Annotated in this window: 21 protein-coding genes and 3 pseudogenes; 19 read left to right on the top strand and 5 right to left on the bottom strand. The window is 40.8% G+C overall.

The window, feature by feature from the left end:
• Window positions 1–55 precede the first annotated feature (55 nt).
• The 5 genes from JCM21738_RS02975 to JCM21738_RS02955 form a co-directional block, all read right to left on the bottom strand.
• Window positions 56–1,549, bottom strand: a complete 1,494-nt coding sequence (locus JCM21738_RS02975; RefSeq protein ID WP_232215855.1) for a SpoIID/LytB domain-containing protein — start codon at window positions 1,547–1,549, stop codon at window positions 56–58.
• 34 nt (window positions 1,550–1,583) lie between these two features.
• Window positions 1,584–2,273: an SH3 domain-containing protein gene (locus tag JCM21738_RS02970; protein WP_023613741.1), complete on the bottom strand. Its 690-nt coding sequence runs from the start codon at window positions 2,271–2,273 to the stop codon at window positions 1,584–1,586.
• A 113-nt stretch (window positions 2,274–2,386) separates the two neighbouring features.
• Complete coding sequence (locus JCM21738_RS02965) at window positions 2,387–4,615, bottom strand: N-acetylmuramoyl-L-alanine amidase family protein (protein ID WP_023613742.1); 2,229 nt, start codon at window positions 4,613–4,615, stop codon at window positions 2,387–2,389.
• Window positions 4,616–4,857: 242 nt separating this feature from the next.
• Entirely contained in the window at window positions 4,858–5,862 is a 1,005-nt protein-coding gene (locus JCM21738_RS02960) for an LCP family protein (RefSeq protein ID WP_023613743.1), read from the bottom strand.
• An 80-nt stretch (window positions 5,863–5,942) separates the two neighbouring features.
• Window positions 5,943–6,590, bottom strand: a complete 648-nt coding sequence (locus JCM21738_RS02955) for a YigZ family protein (RefSeq protein WP_023613744.1) — start codon at window positions 6,588–6,590, stop codon at window positions 5,943–5,945.
• A 420-nt stretch (window positions 6,591–7,010) separates the two neighbouring features.
• Between JCM21738_RS02955 and JCM21738_RS02950 the strand changes: the two genes are divergently transcribed.
• The 19 genes and pseudogenes from JCM21738_RS02950 (at window position 7,011) to JCM21738_RS02865 (ending at window position 22,497) form a co-directional block, all read left to right on the top strand.
• Window positions 7,011–8,153, top strand: a complete 1,143-nt coding sequence (locus tag JCM21738_RS02950; protein ID WP_023613745.1) for a sensor histidine kinase — start codon at window positions 7,011–7,013, stop codon at window positions 8,151–8,153.
• Between the two features lie 55 nt (window positions 8,154–8,208).
• On the top strand, window positions 8,209–8,892 hold the full coding sequence (locus JCM21738_RS02945) for a response regulator (RefSeq protein WP_023613746.1): 684 nt from the start codon (window positions 8,209–8,211) through the stop codon (window positions 8,890–8,892).
• 137 nt (window positions 8,893–9,029) lie between these two features.
• Window positions 9,030–9,191 carry a sporulation histidine kinase inhibitor Sda gene (gene sda, locus JCM21738_RS22965; protein WP_081742020.1) on the top strand — a complete coding sequence of 54 codons (162 nt, stop codon included), beginning with the start codon at window positions 9,030–9,032 and terminating at the stop codon, window positions 9,189–9,191.
• Between the two features lie 261 nt (window positions 9,192–9,452).
• Window positions 9,453–10,292 (top strand): DegV family protein, encoded by an 840-nt coding sequence (locus JCM21738_RS02940; protein ID WP_023613747.1) that lies wholly within the window; start codon window positions 9,453–9,455, stop codon window positions 10,290–10,292.
• A 552-nt stretch (window positions 10,293–10,844) separates the two neighbouring features.
• Window positions 10,845–12,190: pseudogene (locus JCM21738_RS02935) on the top strand (ATP-dependent helicase ComFA).
• A gap of 292 nt (window positions 12,191–12,482) precedes the next feature.
• Window positions 12,483–12,893: a ComF family protein gene (locus JCM21738_RS25175; protein ID WP_243462863.1), complete on the top strand. Its 411-nt coding sequence runs from the start codon at window positions 12,483–12,485 to the stop codon at window positions 12,891–12,893.
• 28 nt (window positions 12,894–12,921) lie between these two features.
• Window positions 12,922–13,326: a TIGR03826 family flagellar region protein gene (locus tag JCM21738_RS02925; protein WP_023613750.1), complete on the top strand. Its 405-nt coding sequence runs from the start codon at window positions 12,922–12,924 to the stop codon at window positions 13,324–13,326.
• Window positions 13,327–13,404: 78 nt separating this feature from the next.
• A complete protein-coding gene (gene flgM / locus JCM21738_RS02920) occupies window positions 13,405–13,674 on the top strand; it encodes a flagellar biosynthesis anti-sigma factor FlgM (RefSeq protein ID WP_023613751.1) in 270 nt (89 codons plus the stop codon).
• A gap of 206 nt (window positions 13,675–13,880) precedes the next feature.
• Complete coding sequence (locus JCM21738_RS02915; protein WP_023613752.1) at window positions 13,881–14,351, top strand: flagellar protein FlgN; 471 nt, start codon at window positions 13,881–13,883, stop codon at window positions 14,349–14,351.
• Window positions 14,352–14,369: 18 nt separating this feature from the next.
• A pseudogene (flgK, locus tag JCM21738_RS02910) lies at window positions 14,370–15,952 on the top strand (flagellar hook-associated protein FlgK).
• Window positions 15,953–15,962: 10 nt separating this feature from the next.
• A complete protein-coding gene (gene flgL, locus JCM21738_RS02905; protein WP_023613754.1) occupies window positions 15,963–16,853 on the top strand; it encodes a flagellar hook-associated protein FlgL in 891 nt (296 codons plus the stop codon).
• Between the two features lie 43 nt (window positions 16,854–16,896).
• Window positions 16,897–17,487, top strand: coding sequence for a DUF6470 family protein (locus tag JCM21738_RS02900; RefSeq protein WP_023613755.1), 591 nt, complete (start codon window positions 16,897–16,899; stop codon window positions 17,485–17,487).
• Window positions 17,488–17,501: 14 nt separating this feature from the next.
• Window positions 17,502–17,942 (top strand): flagellar assembly protein FliW, encoded by a 441-nt coding sequence (fliW, locus tag JCM21738_RS02895; protein ID WP_023613756.1) that lies wholly within the window; start codon window positions 17,502–17,504, stop codon window positions 17,940–17,942.
• 6 nt (window positions 17,943–17,948) lie between these two features.
• On the top strand, window positions 17,949–18,167 hold the full coding sequence (gene csrA / locus JCM21738_RS02890) for a carbon storage regulator CsrA (protein ID WP_023613757.1): 219 nt from the start codon (window positions 17,949–17,951) through the stop codon (window positions 18,165–18,167).
• Between the two features lie 141 nt (window positions 18,168–18,308).
• On the top strand, window positions 18,309–19,622 hold the full coding sequence (locus JCM21738_RS02885; RefSeq protein WP_023613758.1) for a flagellin N-terminal helical domain-containing protein: 1,314 nt from the start codon (window positions 18,309–18,311) through the stop codon (window positions 19,620–19,622).
• Between the two features lie 342 nt (window positions 19,623–19,964).
• Window positions 19,965–20,078: pseudogene (locus JCM21738_RS25170) on the top strand (flagellin); the annotation flags it as partial.
• A 97-nt stretch (window positions 20,079–20,175) separates the two neighbouring features.
• Window positions 20,176–20,829 (top strand): hypothetical protein, encoded by a 654-nt coding sequence (locus JCM21738_RS02875; RefSeq protein ID WP_023613760.1) that lies wholly within the window; start codon window positions 20,176–20,178, stop codon window positions 20,827–20,829.
• Between the two features lie 223 nt (window positions 20,830–21,052).
• Window positions 21,053–21,355, top strand: a complete 303-nt coding sequence (locus tag JCM21738_RS02870; protein WP_023613761.1) for a hypothetical protein — start codon at window positions 21,053–21,055, stop codon at window positions 21,353–21,355.
• A 227-nt stretch (window positions 21,356–21,582) separates the two neighbouring features.
• Window positions 21,583–22,497 carry a tyrosine-type recombinase/integrase gene (locus JCM21738_RS02865; RefSeq protein WP_081742019.1) on the top strand — a complete coding sequence of 305 codons (915 nt, stop codon included), beginning with the start codon at window positions 21,583–21,585 and terminating at the stop codon, window positions 22,495–22,497.
• The last annotated feature ends 5 nt before the right edge of the window (window positions 22,498–22,502 follow it).

Raw genomic sequence — 22,502 nt, 5'->3', positions numbered from 1 at the left:
ACAAACAAGGGCCAGGCCCCTACTTTAGTAGGGGCCTGGCCCTTGTTTGTTTATATTATTTTGAAACGGTTGTACCCTTGAAATAATGTGTAATAATCTGGGTGGCTGTGTAGCCGTTTTCCGCGAAGCCTTTTGCTCCGTATTGGCTCATACCGATTCTGTGGCCCCAGCCTTTGCCTTCTAAGGTAATGGAGGAGATGCCGCTTCCTTCATTTGTGATGATGCCATTAGATGTCTGGATCGAAACCTTGGAATCACTTAACGTGATGCGTCCACTTGAAGTTTGAACTGTTTGTCCTTTGAGGTCGTCAAGGGTCATTGATCCGCTTGAGGTCTGGACTGATACACTCCCGCCTGATTTGGATAGATCGGCAATATCAAACCAATTGGAATACAACATATTGTATACACTCGAGTTATTCAAAGGGAATAATTTTCTGATTACATTTTCATTCCCTGTTATCGTTTTTGTTCCTTCTGAGGTTTGTACGGTAACTCCTCTTACTTCACCATTTACACCCTTTTTGTCTAAGGTGATATTCAGTAACTGTGCATTACTGCTAAAACCAAATTTTTGTACAATCGTGCTTGCAGCAAAAGTTTCGCTCCAATTACTTAATGGCGCCTTTTCATAAGGATCAGGAACAGAAACTAAATATGGGAAGTATGATTGGTCTGAATTCCAAACATCACCTACGTTTGCTGTTTTCCCGCCGCTTGTCGAATGGAAAAACGCCTGGATTGGCTTGCCATTGTATTTCACCATTAAGCCTGTGGTTTCTTTAATCGCTGTGTTTGTTCTTGTAGTCTCAGCAGTATAGCCTCGATATACTTGACTAGCAGCTGTACTCGTCAGCATCATCATATTGGCTGCATAGCTTCGGGCAGCTATCGCTTGTGCTTTTAACGCTTCCATATTCCATGAAGCTGGCATTTCACTAGGCACAACGCCTTTTAGATAATCCTCCATGTCCAATTTATTGATTAACTGGACTTGGGAACCATTTGGATCTAAATAAAAACTGCCCCTATAAGAAAGATTATTGTTCACTTTTGCAATTGCAAGAGAAGGAACTTCAGAAAGAGTTGCAGTTTTGGATAATATCCAGCCAGTACTGCTTCCGGATGTTACGTTATACCATAACTCACCAGAACCGTTCGTAAATGAGAAATTGTAATCTGCACTTTCACCAGATTTAAACGTCTTAACGACCTCATATGAAGTAGAGGCTCCTCTTCTCATTTCAGTCGTTGAGTTAAATATTGCTAACTTTTTTGAGCCTTTTAACTCTCTTAAATTAAAACCATTTTTTGCTTTTTTGCTAAACCCTGGATAACTTACTGTAATTCCAGTACTATCACTCTTAACTGATAGATTCGTGTTTTGTGGAATCACAGTTTTGGAATTATTATCAATATTATGAAGCTCGTAAGTCCCATCTAATAACATAGGAAAATTAGAAGAAAGCAAAACGGATACTTGAACTTCATTTGGATATTGAACTGGCTCTGCTGCTTCAATCATTCTCGGTGCAAGTGAGAATAACATGAAAAAAGCCAAAAAACCTGCAATTTTTTTCAAGTTATTTCACCTCACTTAAACCGCTGAATACCCATCCTTTATTACCAGAAGCTGTTTGGATGTTATACCATTTTTCTCCTGCAGAATTCACAAACGTTGAGATATATTTATGGGTTGTACCAGCTTTTAAAGTTTCAATGACAGGATATGATGTTGTAGCTCCTTTGCGAAGGTGAACATCACCTGTGGTCACCACTTGTGTTGGTACAGTGGCAGTTGGTTTTGTCGTCGATATATCACCAGAGTAAACCCATCCTCTCACTGTTGATGAAAGCTCTACTCTGTACCATAGACCTGCAGACCCAGTGAATGAATCAACAACCTTAAGACTGGAACCTGCTGTCTTTGTTGCGATTACTTTATAATCCTTAGTTGCCCCTGAATGGATTGATACAGTACCTTTAGCATATACAACAGAAGGCAATTGGCCTGTAGGAGGAGTTGTCGGCGGGTTCGTTGTACTGCCAATTTGTGCTTTTAGATTATTAATCTCTTGTTGTTGTGCTGCCAGTTTGGACTCTAGCTCGGATATTTTTGAATTTACTGGATTTAATTGACTTGTAACCCAATCAACACTGGCAAGAACGACATTTCCGGAAGCATCCATTTCCTTTGGGGTAAATAAAAATGCCCCTGATCCCATTCCAACTGTAATCATACCAGCGACTAATAATTTTTTTGTGTGATTCATTATTTTATTAATCCTCCTAAAATATGTTTATACCAAAAAGAAGAGGGTATTATACTTATAATACCCTGTCTATATTAGTAGATTAACACTTAAACCCAATAGAGAAAATACCCTTATAATTTAGAAAAATATTCCTGGAGGCCTTTTCTTATCCCTTCAGCTGCCTTTTGTCTGAAGCTGTTGGTTTTTAACATTGCCTCTTCCTTTGGATTTGAAATGAAAGCTAATTCTACTAGAATACTAGATAGCTCATTCATTCTGTTCACATAAAAGTTCTTTTCTAGAACACCACGGTTATGGGTACCGAGTGAAGAAGCAAGGTATGGTTGAATATCATAAGCTAATACTTTACTCTTTGGTCCATTGAAGTTGACGGAACTGTTGTAAAATGTTGATGTACCATAAGACGTTGAAGAGTATGAATCTGCATGGATACTTATAAAAGCGTCATAATCAGTTGAATTAGCAATAGCAGTTCGCTCTTCCAGTTCTAAAAATACATCCGTACTGCGAGTTAGCTTAACAGTGGCCCCAAACTTCTCTAGTTCTTTCTTAAGGAGTAATGCGGTTCCCAGATTGACATCCTTTTCTTTCAGGCCAGTTGGACCAACTGCTCCGGAATCTTTTCCACCGTGACCTGGGTCAATAATGATTTTCTTGCCTGACAGGACAGCAGGGAGTACTTTGATTGTCACCTTATTTTGATGATTACGTATTGTGAAAGTATATCCTGGTTCAAATGAAAGAACGACTGCTTCTTCATTACTACCAATTGCAGTAGTAGTAATTGAAGAAATACCTGGTATTTTGCTGCTTGGAATTTCAATATCAGTTAATCCACCAGATAACTTTAATTGGTTTGAAACCATAGAATAAGTAAAGTTAAAATCAGTCGTCTTATTCCATGTTATATTTGGCATTCCCTCAACAGTTGAAATGATTGGGGAGGTGAGCCTTTTTAGGGAAACCTGGGAGGTTTGTGAATTGTCAATCCACCCTCTAACTCCGTTTAAAGTTTCAACATTTGTCCAGTTTCCAAGTTTATTTAACACAATCAAAGGTTCATTTTCTTTTAAGTATGCAGATACGGCATATTTAGTAGAAGCACCTTTTCTAATTACTGAGTTATTTAGCGCGTAAAGGTATTGGTAATCCTTTGTGGACGATATTACTTCATATGCTGGAGTCCAACCGGTTTTTCCAGTAGAGCTTTTAATCTGAACCCATTTTTGGCCCAATGAATTTACAAACTCTTTTAAAACTGTTACTTTGCTCATGTAAGTCAGTCGCTCAGTAACTTTATATTGGAAGGTCGCACCAGAATACATTGCCGCGTTCTTTGTGCCAATATATTTAGTTGTTCCAATAGCAGGAGCTGTCTTCGATACGATAGAAGAATGAATCCACGCAGTTTGATTAGATGGTGTTATTACTTTATACCAAATATCTGTGCTTGAATTTTGCTGAGCCGTCACAGCTTTAAGAACTGTCCCTTTGCCAACCTGTGCAATTACCTCATCATTTAAAGATGGGCCATTTCTCAAGTTAGCAATATCTACTGAAACATATAATGTTTCGTTAATTGCGGCTGTCGTTCCAACAGACTTTGCTGGAACCCATCCCATTGAGGTTGAATTCACTGCTACTCTTAGCCAGGAATCACCATTTGAGTTAGTGAAGTGAGCGACTACTTTTACCTTCTGATTCAGTGACAGAGAAGCTACGGCAGCATAAGAAGGACTTGCGCCTCTACGGACATCCAGTTTATCTATGTAACTATAAACATAGGAACCAATGGCAGGAAGGCTAGGATCGCTTGGTGGAGTTGGTGGATTAATTGTTGGCTTTGGCTCTAATAGAGTAGATAGAACCCATCCTTTTATGTCACCCGACTCAATTCGATACCAAAGTTCACCTCTGGAATTCTTAAACTGATCAATTACCTTTACTGTGGTCCCTTTGGAGAGCTTAGTCACAATCTCATAAGATGTGGTCGCTCCTTTACGGACGTTGACAGTTTCCTCTTTGATTAGTGCATATGACCCTATTTGGATTGTTGCTGTCGTATTGACAAAGTAAGTCGCGGGTGCCCAGCCATAAGAAGTACCCAAATCAACTCGGTACCAGAGTTCACCTATAGAATTGGTGAATTCATCGACTACTTTGACATTTTGACCTGACGAAAGGTTAGTAACAACTGGGTAATTTGTAGTAGCTCCTTTTCGGACTTCAACCTTCTGGTCTACTACCATATTAGCAGGAATAGCTAAGTCTTCTGCATTCACAAGAACAGGAAAAAGGATAGCGGTTGACAAGACTGAAGAAGCTAGTAATTTTTTCACATTATCCCTCCGTTTGGTATTTTTCGCTTCAATTACACATTCTATCAAAATATGACAAATGTTCCAATCGTAATAAAGTGCTAGTTGTCTTGGTAATATTTGCATACAGATAGGATGATAGATGCTTCATAGACTTTTATCGGACAAAAAAAATCTAGGTTAAGAATATATAGAGAATTCCCAAATGGTAAATTTAACCGAAAATTAGACAAAAAAAGAAACCTATCAAAGGTTTCTACAAATTATTCATTATCATTATCCGAATTTTGACTTTCGTGAACGACTGATCTTTTGTCCAAAGTATAATTTACTTTCTGGCTAATCTCATCTAAAGAAGCTTGATCAGGGATATAATAATAAACATCATTAATATTATCATCGTAGCCCTTCAGCGATAAGTTCTGGATATTATTGTCTTTTAATTTAGAATAGAGCTGAATGAAACTGACAAATTTGCTTGGTGGTATATCAGTCCTGACGTTTTCGCCAAGATCATTCATAATATCATCAACCTTGGTTATTGATTTGAAAGATGTTCCTTTGTCGATAATTGCTTTTATGACTTGCTGTTGCCTTTCATTTCGCCCCATGTCACCCTTAGGGTCAGATTTTCTCATTCGAACATAAGCCAAAGCTTCATTCCCATTGAGGTCCATTTCTCCTTCATTGTATGTTTTCCACTTCAAGCTGCCTGTAAGCTGAGCTTTAAATGTGAAAGGCACATCTACTGTTACTCCACCAAGTGTATCGACGACATCTTCAAATCCATCAAAATTTGTTGTGATATAGTAATCGATAGGAACATCAAGCATATTTTCGACAGTTTTCATAGTCGCTGATATGCCGCCATGTCCGTATGAATGAGTGATTTTTGAGTCATATCCGGCATCTGGAATATACGTCCTCGTATCTCGTGGAATACTCAAAAGATATATTTCTTCCGTTTTTGGATTGACTGTAACTAACATCAAGACATCCGACCGTCCTGTTCCGCCATCCTGATTTTCTATTCCTGCTAATAATATAGTAAAAGGATCTTTTGTTACTCTAATATTCTCTTTTACTCCGTCTTCATCTTCTGACGAAAGTTTTTCATATATGCTATCCGTTGCTTCTTTAGCATCATAAAACAAATCAAATGCATAGTATGATAATCCCCCAAATGATATTAAAAGGAAAAGAAAGAGGGTAACGCGGATAAAACGTTTAGCTCTGCGTTTCTTCCTTCCCATTCTCGTCTTGGACATATTAATCCCTACTTTTATATGGAATAATGTTTGGCACAATACTTTATTTTATAGGATAAAAAAAGAATAGTAAATATGGGTTAGTTGTCTAAAATGCTACTTTCTTCTTCAAGGTAAGTGATTTCGCCTTCCCATAAAGTACTTTTGCCATTTGTTAAATCTACCATCCATTCTTTAAAATCTTCTTTTTGGTTATCCTTAACGTACACTTCGAATTCAACTAGCTCATTGTAATGAATTTGCTTTACAGTATAAATAGAAGACCTTAATTCATTTTCTATTTTCCCCAGCAAAGTATACTCCATCGAGACATGAATTATACTTGTTAATGTTCTCTTCACTATACCAGTAGTTCGGATTCCTTCCGAAGTTGCCTTGCCATAAGCGCGAATCAAGCCCCCGGCTCCAAGTTTGATGCCGCCGAAGTAGCGGGTGATTACAACAACCGTATCCTTTAAATGCTTCTTTTTTAAAACCTCAAGGATTGGGACACCGGCAGTGCCGCTTGGTTCTCCATCATCATTGGCCTTCTGGATGTGGTCATTCTCGCCAATAAGGTAGGCAGAGCAATTATGATTCGCGTTCCAGTTTTTTTTCTTGATGGACTGGATGAATTCTTGGGCCTCTTCCTCTGTTTCCGCTCTATCTATATATGCTATGAACCGGGATTTTTGTATCTCGAATTCATTTTCTCCATAGCCTGTAACTGTATAATAAGTTGGAAGCAATTAGGTTCGGTCCTCTCTTTTGAAAATTTCCCAATACTCTATATGGTCATTTTGACATAGTGCTTGTTTTCGTTATCGTTATTTAGTGCTACAATTCATTATAAGTTTAAGCCATACATCGGACAATTCTTGTCTTATGATTGTAATATAACTTTAATACAGTAAAAATGTATGGATGTTATAATGTTTAGTGGTCCTACCAGTAGGGGAATCTCCAATAAATATTTTCGGAAAAATGTTTTAATTTTCATTGAGGAGTTTATTTCCTAAAATTATAGGATATAAGACTTAGAATGGTAAATCCTTTATGTGTCTTTATGACGATTTTTATCAAAATTGGCATGATTTTCTTGTTGAAATTAGTAACCATCCATGTTTCGCGATAAAATATCTATGTGTGCCACCCGTGGGGGAATTTAAATGGTTATTAAAATGTTCGACTCAAAAGCACTTGACCTGATTCTTGAAAAAATGATAGAAACCGTTGGCGAAAGTAAAGACGAAATTTTTCGAATTGGCGAGGAATGCCGCTCGGATTATGAGTCGATTACAGATGAATTGAGAGAAATTAAACGAAAGGTTGCCCAAACGATCAATGAAGGTGACTTTCTTGATACCCAGGTAAGAGCAGCGAGAAAAAGGCTGTCAGAAGTAAGCAAGCACTTTAAGGATTATACGGAAGTGCAGGTCCGTGAGGCATATGAGGTTGCTCATAAGCTCCAAATGGAACTGACGCTTAACAGGCAGATTGAAAAACAGCTTCGGGAAAAACGGGATGATCTTGAACGAAGGCTTCTAGGGTTAAGTGAAACAATTGAAAAGGCTGAACACCTTGTTTCTCAAATAACCGTCGTCATGAATTATTTGATGAGCGATATCAGACAAATGGGTGAAGCACTTGAAACCGCGAAGCAGAAGCAGGATTTTGGCCTGAAAATCATCGAAGCCCAGGAAGATGAGCGAAAAAGGCTTTCCCGTGAGATCCATGACGGTCCCGCACAAATGCTGGCGAATGTGATGATGCGATCAGACCTTATAGAGAAAATCTATAAAGAACGCAGCGCAAGTGAAGCGATCAATGAGATCAAAGACATGAAAAAGATGGTTCGTTCGGCACTATATGAGGTCAGGAGAATCATCTACGATTTGAGGCCAATGGCTCTTGACGATTTAGGTTTGGTTCCTACCCTCAAAAAATATTTACAGACAATCGAAGACTATCATAAGACGACAAAAATAGAATTCTCAAATATGGGTGAGGATAAAAGGCTCCATGCCAAATATGAAGTTGCGCTGTTCAGGATGATTCAGGAATCGGTACAAAACGCGCTGAAGCACGCCAATGCAACGATCATCCAGGTTAAGCTGGAGATAAAAAGAGACCTGGTAATGGCAGTGGTAAAGGACAATGGCAGAGGCTTTGATGTCAATGAAGCCAAACCTGAATCATTTGGTATCCTTGGAATCAGGGAAAGGGTGGAGCTGCTCAATGGCGAACTGAACATCCATTCCAAAATTGGCACAGGGACTTTAGTCATCATCCAAATTCCAATGAATCTATAGAAATATAAAATTAGATAGATAAAAGAGTTAGAAGCCGTAAAGGGAGGCGAATGTTATGACAACAAAGATTGTCATTATTGACGACCATCAACTTTTCAGAGAAGGTGTAAAACGGATCCTTGATTTTGAACCAACATTCGAAGTAGTGGCAGAAGGTGACGACGGCAGCGAAGCTATCTCACTTGTAGATCAGCATCGGCCGGACGTAGTCATTATGGATATCAATATGCCGAATGTGAATGGTGTTGAAGCAACAGAAGAATTGATTGAAAAGTACCCTGATTCCAAAGTCATCATATTATCGATTCACGATGATGAGAACTATGTGACCCATGCTTTGAAAACAGGAGCAACAGGCTATCTATTAAAAGAAATGGATGCCGATGCACTGGTTGAAGCAGTTAAAGTCGTTGCAGATGGAGGATCATACCTTCACCCTCGTGTAACGCACAACCTTGTAAAAGAATACCGCCGATTATCCGCTGATGAAGGCGGATCGGATAAGTACATATCCCCGGTAGAGATTCGCCGGCCTCTTCACCTGCTGACACGCCGCGAATGTGAAGTCCTCCAGCTGTTGGCAGATGGAAAGAGCAACAGAGGCATTGGCGAAGCACTGTTCATCAGCGAAAAAACAGTCAAAAACCATGTAAGCAATATCTTGCAAAAAATGAACGTAAACGACCGTACCCAGGCTGTGGTCGTCGCAATTAAGAATGGCTGGGTAGAAATCAGATAAAACTAAAAAACCACATTTGTCGACAAGACAGATGTGGTTTTTGTCGTTTTTTGGTGGAAAAATGCGACAAAAAATCCTCCAGAGATTTACAAATCCTTAACAAATTCCGATATAATTAGGGAAAGTAAAACGAAGGGGTGGTCAAAATATCTTCTCTATGGGAACTGACAGATGAAAAATTGATAGAAGCTTACCAAAAGGCTACTCTATTGAATTTGGATGAGACCTTTATTGAAATGCTGATAGAAGAAATATGTAATCGTGGCCTAGAGAGCTTAGAAAACCAATATGTCTCTTAATTTTGTGACACTGTGCAATCGATTGCGAGTGTTTTTTTTGTGGAGTTAGCTATTATTTGATTGATTTATCGATAAAAAGAGATTGTATTCAAAGGGAGTGTCTTCTATCAAATCAGGAGAGAAAGCGGTTATTTCTTTGCTAATAGGATTTATTAACCCTTTACTAAAATAGTTTTCCCGAAAGAATGCATTTTGCATAAAGTTCATATAAAATGGGATTGTACAAACTGTAGAGAAAAACATAAGGATGGTAATATAATAATGAAAACGGCAGTTATAACGGATAGCACTGCGTACATCCCGAAAGATTTGCGGGAGAAATGGAATATCCACATGATTCCGTTAAGCGTGATTTTTGATCATGAGACATATAGAGAAGAAATAGACATCAGCGCGGAAGAGGTTTATGAGGAAGTGAAACAGCGTGATCTTCCGACGACTTCGATGCCGCCAATCGGTGAGTTTGTGACGCTTTTTGAAAAATTGGCCAAGGAATACGATGCAGTAATCAGCATCCATCTTTCCAGCGGAATCAGCGGCACTTACCAGGGGGCAGTGAGTGCAGGCGAAATGGTAGAGGGTATAAAAGTATATCCATTTGATTCTGAGATCAGCGCAATGGTTCAGGGTTTTTATGCTCTCGAAGCTGCAGAGCTGGCAGAGCAAGGAATTGAACCTGAGAAAATCATCGAGCGCTTGAATGAAGTGAAGAAATCCATTCGTGCTTACTTCATGGTGGATGATTTAAGCCATCTTCAGCGCGGGGGCCGATTGTCCAGTGCCCAGGCGCTGATTGGAAGCCTGTTGCAGGTGAAGCCTTTGCTCCATTTTGAGGACAAGAAGATTGTACCGTATGAAAAGGTCCGTACGCGTAAAAAGGCGATGAACCGTGTCGTCGAATTGCTTGCCGAAGATGCGAACAGCGGCGGTGAGTACCGGGCGGTTGTCATCCATGCCAATCGTAAAGCAGAAGCACTTGAATGGAAAAGCGAGTTAGAAGCTCAGTTCCCGAATGTTGAATTTATGTTAAGCTACTTCGGTCCGGTCATCGGAACCCATCTTGGAGAAGGTTCGATGGGGATGGGCTGGTATAAGAAATAATTCACGGACAAGTTCTTACAACAATGATGAAGCGCCGAATCCGTAAGGGGAATTGGCGCTTTTTTATTGGTTAGGAAACTATAAAATTTATTTAGTTGTGGATAACTACATGTAGTATTCTTAATCTAGCTCCAGCGCCTAACCCCTCGAGACGTTTCGGTCCGCGCAATGAAGTCAAAGAACGACTTCACCGGTCGGCCCTCCAACGCTTGTCGGGGCTGAACAAGGCGCTTGCGCTTTTTTGATTATCCACATAAAAACAGTAGTTATCAACAAAATGATCCACTTATTAACAGGTGATTTACCACTATCCTCAATTTATCCACATCAATAACCGCTTACATTGAGTTGAACAGGAACTTACCAACAAATTAACCCACATTATCCACATAATAATCGTGTTATCCACAAAACAATCCACAAAAGGCTGTGATTAACTTTGTTGAAAGAAGAAAATTTAATCCCCAATACTGTTGATGAACCTTCATTCACTGAAACTCCCCCCTCTTTATCCACAGATCGTTTTTTCAATACAATCCTGAACTGCAAGAAATGCTGACTGGAAAACAGCTGCTGCTTGAGGAATTGCCCTTCCCTAGGGACGAAATATTGAAACACCATCAACATGGTTATTTGGTGTATCGCAAAGGTATAAATCGCGAACCAATTTCATGCACAAGATGCGGAACGACTGATCATACTTGGTTTGCAGAAATCCCATGTTCACGTTGTGGAAAAGTCGAGTTCTATTGCCGCAAATGCTTGATGATGGGAAGGGTGAGTGAGTGCACGCCGCTTGTCAGCTGGGCTGGACCGAATCCGGATTTTAAAAGGATTACTGAACCACTTCATTGGGACGGTCAATTATCAGCAGGTCAGAATGCTGCTTCCCGACGAGTTTTGGAAGCTGTGGAAAACTCATCAGAGCTCCTTATCTGGGCAGTTGCGGGGCAGGTAAAACGGAAGTGTTATTTGCCGGGATTGCCCAGGCCTTATCCGCAGGCAAGCGGGTATGCGTGGCTACTCCGAGGACGGATGTGGTTCTCGAACTTGCGCCTCGTTTTCAAAAAGTGTTCCCGGGTATTAAAATTACCGCTCTTTACGGCGGCAGTGAAGGCCGCCACGAATATGCCCAACTCACAATCACGACAACGCATCAGCTGCTCCGCTTTTACAAGACGTTTGATGTCATGATTGTTGATGAAGTCGATGCCTTCCCTTATTCAATTGATGAAACCCTTCAATATGCAGTCCAGCAATCGAGGAAGCTCGAATCATCGATGATTTACTTGACTGCCACGCCTAAAAAACAATGGCAGAAGGAGTGCCGTCTGGAAAAAAGAGATTATGTCACGATTCCTGCCCGCTACCACCGTCATCCTTTGCCGGTCCCACAGTTTCTATGGTCCGGGAACTGGGAGAAGAAACTCACTAAAGGGAGACTGTCAACTCCAATAAAAAAATGGGTAGAATCCAGATTAGCCAGCGGAAAACAGGCACTGATTTTTGCCCCGAAAATAAGTGCCATGGACAAAATCCTCACCATCCTTCAACAATTGCATCCTCTTATTGAATCGGTACATGCTGAAGATCCTGAAAGAAAAGAAAAAGTAATGAAGTTCCGGAACAAAGAGTTCCCCATTTTGCTTACCACCACAATTCTTGAACGCGGTGTTACGGTCCCAAATATTGATGTTGCAGTCATAGGATCGGAGGACAGAATTTTTACCGAGAGCGCTCTAGTGCAAATTGCGGGCCGGGCAGGAAGAAGTGCGGAATACCCGACAGGTGACGTGACATTTTTTCATTATGGCAAAACAGAAGCAATGCTCAGTGCCCGCAGCCAAATTGTGATGATGAACCAAGAAGGAATCAAGAAGGGGCTGATTGATGCATGAAAGGGAGTCATTGTCTGATATGCCATGTGGAGATTGAATCTGCTTTGTCATGGAGAACTCTATTTGGGAAAGCAGAAACACCAAAGATATGCGGAGAATGTAACGAAAACTTTGCGCCAATCACAGGGAGGTATGTGAAATCTGCGGAAGGCCATTTGCCTTTTTGGAAGGAGAATATCGGTCGGGAAATCTATGCTTCGACTGCAAGCGGTGGGAGGAGGACGAGCATTGGACCGGGAGCCTCGATCAGAACCGCTCGCTGTATCGCTATACCGATTTTACCAAAGATGTGGTGGCGAAATTCAAGTTCCGCGGGGATTTTGTACTTGCGGAGATTTTTGCAGAAGATCTCTGCCAGGCTTTGCAATCTTTCCAATATGATTATATTGTCCCCATCCCGCTCAGTGAAGAACGACTCTACGAAAGAGGCTTCAACCAGGCAGAAGCCCTCATCACCACTGCCGGCTTCAAACCAATCCACTTGCTCTCCAGAGTCCATACAGAAAAACAGTCAAAAAAATCGCGCTCAGAAAGAATTCACGTACAGCAGGTCTTCGGATTGGAAACAGATCTAAATCTTAACAGTAAAACAATCTTGCTTATTGACGATATATATACTACAGGCTCAACGCTGAGGCATGCGGCCAAATTACTAAAAGAAAACGGAGCAGCGAAAGTGTATTCATTCACTTTGGCGCGCTAGATGAGATATTATTGAAGGAGGAAGGACATTGGACCTTCAAAATTGCCCAAAATGTGATTCACTTTATGTGAAAAATAAATTTCGTGATGTATGTGAAAAATGCTGGAAAGAAGAAGAGACTGCTTATGATACGGTAGCTAAGTTTATGAGAAAACGAGAAAATAGAGCAGCGACCGTCATTCAAGTCGTGGAAGCGACCGGTGTACCGGAAGATATGATATTAAAATTCATCAGAGCAGGCCGGTTTCAGCTGACTCAATTCCCTAATTTCGGTTATCCTTGTGATAAGTGCGGTTCCGTCATCCGTGAAGGCAGGATCTGTGTTTCGTGCGCCGGGGAGCTTATGGCTGACTTGCGGACAGTCCAGAAAGAAGAGCAGCGTAAAAAGGAAATGGCAGACCGTCATGCGACTTTTTACACACACAAAGATTAGGCTAAAAGATTTATTAAATAAAGGCTCATGACTGCCGATACTATAAGTAGAAATCGTTCTGAAAGTGAGGTTTAGACGATGAAAATCAACAATAATATAGGACCATCAGGGATCAATCCATATAAGCGCCAGATGAACAAACTAGATGCGACAGTAACTTCGCAAAATAAAAAGGCTGATAAGGTGGAAATTTCTTCAACTGCAAAGGAAATGCAGCAGCTTTCTCAAGTATCCGTTCAGCGCCAGCAAAAGGTGGAAGAGCTGAAGCTTCAGGTTGAAAACGGTACTTATAAATTGAATCCTCAAGAAACAGCTAAAAGCATCATTAATTTTTATCATAATAAATAGGGTGAATACTCGTCTTCCTGGCGAGTGTTTCTTTATGCGGTAAAGGTGAATTTTTTAACTTAGAGTAGTGTCCAGCTCCAGCACCTAGCCCCTCGAGTCGCTTCGGCCCGCCCAATGAAGTCAAAGAGCGACTTCACTGGTCGGTCCTCCAGCGCTTGTCGGGGCTGACCAAGGTGCTTGCGCTTTTCACAGAAGGAGGGCAGTCCATGTCAGCTGAATCACTTGTTGTCATCATGAATAAAATGCTCAAATTGCATAAAAGCCTTTACGAACTGACCGTGAAGAAAACGGATATCGTGAAAAAAGGAGACACAGCTGCCCTCGATCAGCTTTTGAAGGATGAGCAAGCACATGTAGCTGCGATCAATAAGCTGGAGCAAGAGCGGCTGGCGGTATCTAAAGATATTTCCACTGATGCGTCTTTACAGGAAATAGCAGAGGCAAATCCTTCAGAAAAAGAAGAGCTTTTACAAATCAAAGAAGATTTGTTGGGAGTTATTTCAGAAATAAAAGTACGAAATGAACTGAATCAGCAATTAATCCATCAGTCACTGCAATTCATCAATTTTTCCAAAAGCCTTGTGATGCCCCAGGAAAAGGAATTCAATTACGGACCGCCTGCCGGCAAGAAAGCAAAGCCTGGCCAATCGCCGGGGATGTTCAACTCAAAAGCATAATATTTGGAGGAACGAAAAATGCGTTCAACCTTTATGGGATTAGAAACAGCGCGCCGCGGAATGTTCACGCAGCAGAGCGCTTTGCATACAACAGGTCACAATATCGCCAATGCCAACACGCCGGGTTACTCTCGTCAGCGTATCAATTTTGAACAGACCGAGCCATACCCCAATGCGGCGCTTAACCGCCCGCAAGTTCCTGGACAGGTTGGTACAGGCGTAAAAGCAGGCTCAGTCCAGCGAATCAGGGAAAGTTTCCTCGATGTCCAATACCGGAACGAGAACAATAAGCTTGGTTATTGGGAAGCGCGGACAGAGGCCTATACGAAGCTGGAGGAAGTGTTAAATGAGCCTTCAGAGTCTGGTTTATCTAAAACCATGGACCAGTTCTGGCAGTCGCTGCAGGACCTGGCGGTTAATCCGACAAATCCGGGTGCACGTTCGGTTGTCCGCCAGCGCGGGATCGCCGTTGCAGAAACATTTAACTACTTGAATCACTCGTTAACGTCCATCCGTGCGGATTTAAAGAATGAACTATCCGTAACAGAAAAAGAAATCAATTCGATCACATACCAGATCAGCAAGATCAATGGCCAAATTGCCGATGTCGAACCACATGGTTATCTGCCTAATGATTTATATGACGAACGCGACCGGCTGATTGACCAGTTATCTTCTCTTGTGAATATTAAGGTTGATTACACTGGCTCAGGCGGCGGCTCCTTGAAAATCGCCGAAGGACAGGCTGTCATTAAGATGGTCAGCGATAAAGGGAGCGAACTTGGGATACTCGTGAGCGGAGATCAAAATAATGATGTCACTGTGAATTATGATCAAAATGATGGCTCTGTCACAGGGATTTCTGTTGGGGCGAATCCCATTGAACTTGTGGATATGAATAAAAATGGCAAGCTGAAGTCTTTAGTAGATTCATATGGATATAAAGATTCAAGTGGTAAGGTTGGTGGCGTGTATCCGGAAATGCTGACGAATTTGGATGACATGGCTTACACCTTTGCTACGCAGTTCAATGCCATCCATGAAGCAGGAGTCAGTCCAAACGAAATACAGACTGGATTGAAGGTAGAAAATTCATTTTTCGTCGATCCTGGCAAGACGAAAATCACCCATGATGGATTTTCAGGCAGGATTCAATTATCCCAGGAAATCACCGACAGTATTGATAACATTGCCACAGCTAAAGGCGAGCAGAAATATGATGAAAACAACGATCCGTATGTGGATGCCACTGTTGGCGATTCATCCAACGCGCTCGACCTTGCGAATGTTTTTACGACTCCATATAAATACAATGAAACAGCCCCTGATACCGAGAAGGGGAACTTCAGGAATTATTATGAAGCGTCATCGGCGGGATGGCCGTACTCTCTCAGGAAGCAGTCAGGCTTTCGCAAAACAGCGGTTCACTGAGAGAAGCGGTAGAAGGCCGACGCCAGTCTGTCAGTGCCGTTTCATTGGATGAAGAAATGACAAATATGATCCAGTTCCAGCATGCCTATAACGCGTCAGCCCGGATGATTACCCTCCAGGACGAGATGCTCGACAAAATCATCAACGGCATGGGAACCGCAGGAAGATAGGTGAAATGAAATGCGCGTAACGCAATCAATGCTTTCTTCTAACTCGCTTCGGAACTTAAGCGAAAGCTACCGCCGAATGGGCCAGTACCAGGACCAGCTTTCGACTGGTAAAAAAATTACTAAACCCTCTGATGACCCTGTTGTTGCGATGAAAGGAATGTTTTATCGCTCCAATCTGACAGAGGTAGAGCAATATAAACGTAACCTGTCTGAACTTTATCTTTGGATGGAGAACTCAGAGGCGGGAATTGAGCAAGCGAACAATGGTTTACAGCGTGTTCGTGAGTTGGTTATCCAGGGGAAGACCGGTTCATTAAGTCCGACTGACCGCGATGCGATTGCCCGTGAAGTCGAGCAACTTAAGGATGACCTCGTTCAGGTCGCTAACACACAGGTGTCAGGTCGGTATATCTTCCATGGCACCGATACGGATCACCCGCCGGTGCCAACAGCGAGTCCGCCAAAGGTTGCTGCGAACCTTGCTGATCCTGATATTAACTCGTACAAAGTGGAAATCTCACGTGGGGTTTCGTTAAGAGCGAATGTCGATCCAAATGGCGTCTTCAACCAGGAACTTTTTGATGTCGTCCAAGGTATACAGACAGCATTGGAAAGTGACAACACAGCGGAACTAGAAGATTTGCTTGGCCAGTTGGATGGATCAATGGACAAGCTTTCAGCCGAACGTTCTGAGCTGGGTGCACGATACAATCGTCTTGAAATGATTGATGATCGAATAGCTCAGCAAGAAATAATGGCCAACCGTGTCCTGTCAGAAAATGAAGACGCGGATATCGAAAGTGTCATCACCGATTTGAAGACCCAGGAAAGTGTTCACCGTGCTGCGCTTGGAGTCGGAGCCCGAATTCTGCAGCCTACACTATTAGACTTTTTAAGATAGCTATTCTCATTGGGAATAGCTTTTTTTCTAGGAGGAGTACAGAATGCAATTTCCTCAAATACGCTTACAAGCTACGTTTGGTCAAACTGAAATCCGTACCCAGCAGTCGAAGCTGGAAATGGAGCAACCCAAAGCACAATTGAGCATCCAGCAGCCTTCAGCTGAGCTGAATATCAATCGCAAGTCGGCAAGACTGACGATTGACCAGACAGAGGCGCGGGCTGATATGGATTTAAAGCATATATCCCGCCGGATTGAAGAAGCAGCACAGCAGGGATACCAGGATTGGCTCGCGGGTCTTGCGCGGGTTGCCCAGGATGGAGATGAGCTGATGATGATTGAGAATGGCGGCCATCCGATTGCAGATCAGGCGAAGCGGAACAGCGAGTCGCCGATACTTGATTTTAATATTGGCTGGATTCCGTCAGTGGGCAGTGTGAAGCTAGGCTATGACCCTGGTAAAGTCGATATCAATTGGAAAACAAACCGGCCAGTGATTGAAAGTCAAATCAATAAGCCGGTGATCAGTTATACGCCAGGCAAAGCCGAGATCAGCTTGAAGCAGCATCCATCATTGGAAATTGATTTTGTTAATCTAAAGCATGTCGGAATTAATTATGAACAATCTATTTAAGGAAGGGTTCTAATATGAAAATAAACACAAAGTATCATGGTGAAGTAGAAGTTGAAGTTGAAGAAATTTTAACTTTTGAAAAAGGGATACCGGGTTTTGTTGAAGAAACGCAATTTGCTTTGCTGCCCTTGTCTGATGACGAATCCTATTTTGTCCTCCAATCCGTATCGAACCCAGGACTAGCGTTTGTATTGACGAATCCGTTCCATTTTATGAAAGAGTATGACTTTCAGTTGGAAGATGCGACGGTCGAGGAATTGAACCTGGAGAGAGAGAAAGATGTCGCAGTCTTTTCCATCCTCACCGTTCAGGACCCATTCGAAAAAACAACCGCAAACCTGCAGGCGCCAATTATCATTAATCAGAGAAACCGCAAGGCAAAGCAAGTCATCCTGCACGAGGAACAATACAAGACCAAACACCCAATCTTTAAAAAAGCAGAAGCGAAGGGGTGACCAGACATGCTCGTACTCACAAGAAAAAACGGCGAAAGCATCAAAATTGGCGATGACATCGAAATCACTATCGTCTCCGCAAAAAATGACCAAGTAAAAATAGGCATCAAAGCACCAAAAAATATTGAGGTCTTCCGAAGTGAAATCCTAGATCAAATCCAGACAGAAAACGAACAAGCATCAAAAGATATTACTTCTCTATTAAAATTTATGAAAAAAAGTTAGAAACACTATTAAACAATCAAACAAGCCAGACGATAAAACTATTGTAAGAGAAAATAAGGGCGGCCGACCTTATCGACTCAGACAAATAAAAAATATTGTTCACAAGGATGTGAACAACAAATTCAAGGAGGAAATTAAGCAATGAGAATTAATCATAATATTGCGGCACTTAACACTTATCGTCAGTTGGGTAATGCAAGTGAAGCACAAAGTAAGTCAATGCAGAAATTATCTTCAGGACTTCGTATTAATAATGCAGGAGATGACGCTGCTGGTCTAGCAATCTCTGAAAAAATGCGTGGACAAATTCGTGGTTTAGATATGGCTTCTAAGAATGCGCAGGATGCAACTTCTCTTATCCAGACAGCAGAGGGAGCTTTGAACGAAACACATTCCATTCTTCAACGTATGCGTGAATTAGCAGTTCAGTCATCTAATGGAACAAATACAGATGCAGACCGTAATGAAATCCAAAAAGAAGTAAACCAACTTACTCAAGAAGTTGACAGAATTAGAAATACAACCGAGTTCAATACAAAGAAACTATTAAATGGTGATATGGCAGTATCAGGTTCATCTAGTACAACTGGTATTCAAAAAGTTTCAGTAACTAATGATAGCTTAACTGCAGGAACTTATTCAATTACAGCCGCAGCTACAACTAATGTTACACTTGATATGCAGGTAAAATCTTCAACAATTACTGGATTTGATGCGGCTGCTGACATGACATTTGCTGCAGATGCAGACTTTGAAAATCTAGAGTTAGGTACTTATAAGTTAGTATCTACAGATGTAGGTGGCGGTAACTTTAAACTTGAATTACAAAATGACCAAGGGAAAGTAGTTGCCTCAAATTCATCTGTTGCAGCAAATGCTGCTGCTACATTATCAGGAAGCAATGGGGAAACATTTAAAGTTGCAGCAAATGGTGTTGGTTCTGCTGGTGAAGCTACATTTACTTTGGAAGCTAAGACTGCAGCAGCTTTAAACTTAGTAGATGCGGGTGGTAGTACTGTTGCAACAATAGCAAGTGGCACAACTTCAAAAAATGGTGCTTTTGATGTAGGCGGATTAAAAATTGAACTTAATTCTGAAGCATTTGCGGATTCAGGTAATCTAGCAGCTGCGGCTATGTTCTCAGGTACAGTTACGAATAATGCTGAAACTTTCCAAATTGGTGCGAACCAAGGTCAAATAACTAAGCTAGGTATTGGAGATATGAGTTCAAAAGCTTTAGGAATTGACAAGTTAGACCTTACAACTAGTGACGGTGCTCAAGCAGCTATTACAAAAATCAATGATGCAATTGAAACAGTTTCAGGAGAACGTTCTAAACTTGGTGCAAACCAAAACCGCTTAGAACACACAATTAACAACTTAGGAACATCTTCTGAAAACCTAACTGCTGCGGAATCACGTATCCGTGACGTAGATTATGCTTTAGCTGCTTAATGCAGTGACAAGCACAGTCGTCCTAGCTGGTAACGGCTAGAGATTATTATCGGGTGAATTGCTGGAAAACCCTTAGAGCTTTTCTTACCACAACGTAGTTGGAAACGACAAGTGTGAAGGTTTGAAAAAAGAAAAGATTGGGCAATCAGCAGCCAAGCTCCTGTGAGGAAACTCTGGAGAAGGTTCAACGACTAGGAGACCGTCTAAGGCAAAAGCTATGGTGATGAATCCATAGGTGAAACAATGTCCATCAGCATTGTGAATCCGAAGTGCCCGACCCCTACTAGATTACTAGAGGGTGAAGATATAGTCTGGTCATTTGTGAAAGCAAATGTTCGCACGATGGCGAAAGAAATGATGGAACAAACTAAGAACTCAATTCTTTCTCAAGCAGCACAAGCAATGCTGTCTCAAGCTAACCAACAACCACAAGGAGTTCTACAACTTCTTCGTTAATTTTAGACTTTTGACAAGGGACTCTAGTTATGCTAGGGTCTCTTTTATGTATTGGAAAAGTTTAATTAGCATTAACTATAGGTGCTGGGGGGACGATGTGAAACTTTTAGAAGGCTTTCTTATAATCATAACATGGTTTTTGACGATTCTTTTTATTCCTCTTGTGGGTTTGTTTTTTTATACACCTGAATATGAATTGATTAAGAATTTTTTAGATTACAAAGTATCTATTTCAATTTTACTTCTTTTTGTGCTCTTATTTGCATTATTACTTGTTTTCTCACAATTAATTTTATTTATCATAAGGTTAAAAAAGAAAATAAATTTTATTGACTTAGATAGAGAAGTACTATGCAAAATAAAGGAATTAATTCCAATGGATTATGCTAGGAACTTCTTCGAAAGGTATGATTTTGGGTCAGGAGGTTTCCCTTTTGAAAATATTAGAATCTTGCATGATTTTATTGAAACTGAAGGTAATCCAGAATTTGAATTCACTGACAATGATTTGGAAAAAATAAGAATAAATTTATTAGAAGATTTAAAGAAATTAAATAGAATACTTGCTGAACATACCGTTAGAGCCTCAAACACAAATAGTGAGGACTACTGGAGAATTGATAAAGGCTTAAAAGAAAAAGATGTTGATTTATATATAAAAGTTATTCGAGAGGCAAATCAAGTTGCAACAGATATTTGGGAAAATTACAAGAGGTTAGTTGAAGTTGGTCGAAAAAGGTTTGGAATATAAAAAGAATTTGGTAGAGCACTACCCAATATGATTTGGGCAGCAGTTGTGTTCAAAGTACCTACCATATATGTGGACAAAACTGGACAGACATTTCTGTATTTACCGAGCAAACGGAAAAATCAAGCATATATTATATTATTGAGCATTCATGTACATAATGTTCATCAAAGTGGGGCTTCTCTCTTCGGAGGGAAGTCCTTTTTCTATTTTAGGAGGAGAAAAGATGATGTATTTAGACTGGTTTGTAGGAACAATGAAAAAGACATTTAACATTGAAGTCAAAAGAGAGGATGTAGGCTACGAAGCACATGATTTCTATCATGAAGAAATAGATGATTTGCTCATCCCAGCCGAACACTTAGAAAAGCTACCCAACCCATTGCTCATTGAAGCAATTTCGTATGTAGATGATAAAGGGTACGAGTGGATTGCTGGTTATGTACTTGAGGAGGAAACGAGAGAGAAGCTGTACGAAGTATGGATAAAGAATGGGGAACAAATTGTTTATGAGATTTATGTTGACTAAAAAAATCATTTGAATCATCCCAGTTGAATTCACGACATTACTTTTGGCAAACTTACGACAAAACTAATGGGACATATATCGTTATTTACAGAATGTATGAGAGACAAAGAAAAGGAATGGTTTCTGTATGAAAAAATTACCGACATTATTATATAACTGTCGTGATTAGCTAGGAAAGGAACTGGAAAATGAATACAAGGAAAGCGTGAAAGGCTATTGGTGTATAAATGTGTACATCAATAGCCTTTTTTATTTTTGGAGGTGAATCAATCTTGGATATTGATGAACTTAAGCAATGGCTCTTTACAGAGGGGAAAGCAGCCAAAACAATCGAGTCATATGTGAACGATGTCAAAGGGTTCCAATCATATTTGGCAGAGAAGTTGAATGATGTTCCAGTCCTATCCCGCTTTTCATTTGTGCGGTACAAGGAACATCTGACAAAAGAGGGTTATGCTGTTTCAACCATTAACAAAAAGATTAATAGTCTAAAAGTTTACAACGATTTTCTAAGAACCAAAGGTATCATAAGCGAATCCTTCATTCAGTTGAAGCGGGATAGAATCAAAATTGCCGCTGGAAGTGAGGATAATGTGGAAGCTTTGTCAGAGGAACAGGTGGAACAATTGCTATTTTATGTTGAAAACAGGAACAAAGTTAGCACTCGTAACAAGCAGATTGTTTATTTGCTTCTTTATACGGGTGTAAGGGTTAGTGAACTGATTGGAATCAAGATAGCAGATGTTGACTTTCTGACAAGCCAATTGACGGTAATTGGAAAAGGCGGTAAGAGACGTGAAATCGGGCTTAGGCAGGATGTGCTTCAATTAGTAAGGGACTACATGAAGAAAGAGCGTTCTGAGTCTAATTTCAGCCATAGTGACTATCTTTTAGTGAGCCAACGAGCAGAAAAAATGCATCGTGATGCAGTAAGGGATTGGTTAGCAAAAATTTCAAAGGAACTAGGGTTCAAATTGCATCCACATTTGTTTCGTTATACGTTCTGCACAAGGCTGTTAAAAAAGGGGGTAGACCTAACAACCGTAAGCAAGCTAGCAGGACATTCTACAGTGAGTATGACAGCAAAGTTTTACATTCAAACAACCAAGCAAGAGAAGATGGATGCGGTCAATCTATTATAAGGGTA

Origin of the sequence: Mesobacillus boroniphilus JCM 21738 (genome assembly GCF_000517385.1) — a bacterium.
GTDB classification, from domain to species: Bacteria; Bacillota; Bacilli; order Bacillales; family Cytobacillaceae; genus Mesobacillus; species Mesobacillus boroniphilus.
This window is presented reverse-complemented; position numbering and strand designations above follow the sequence as displayed.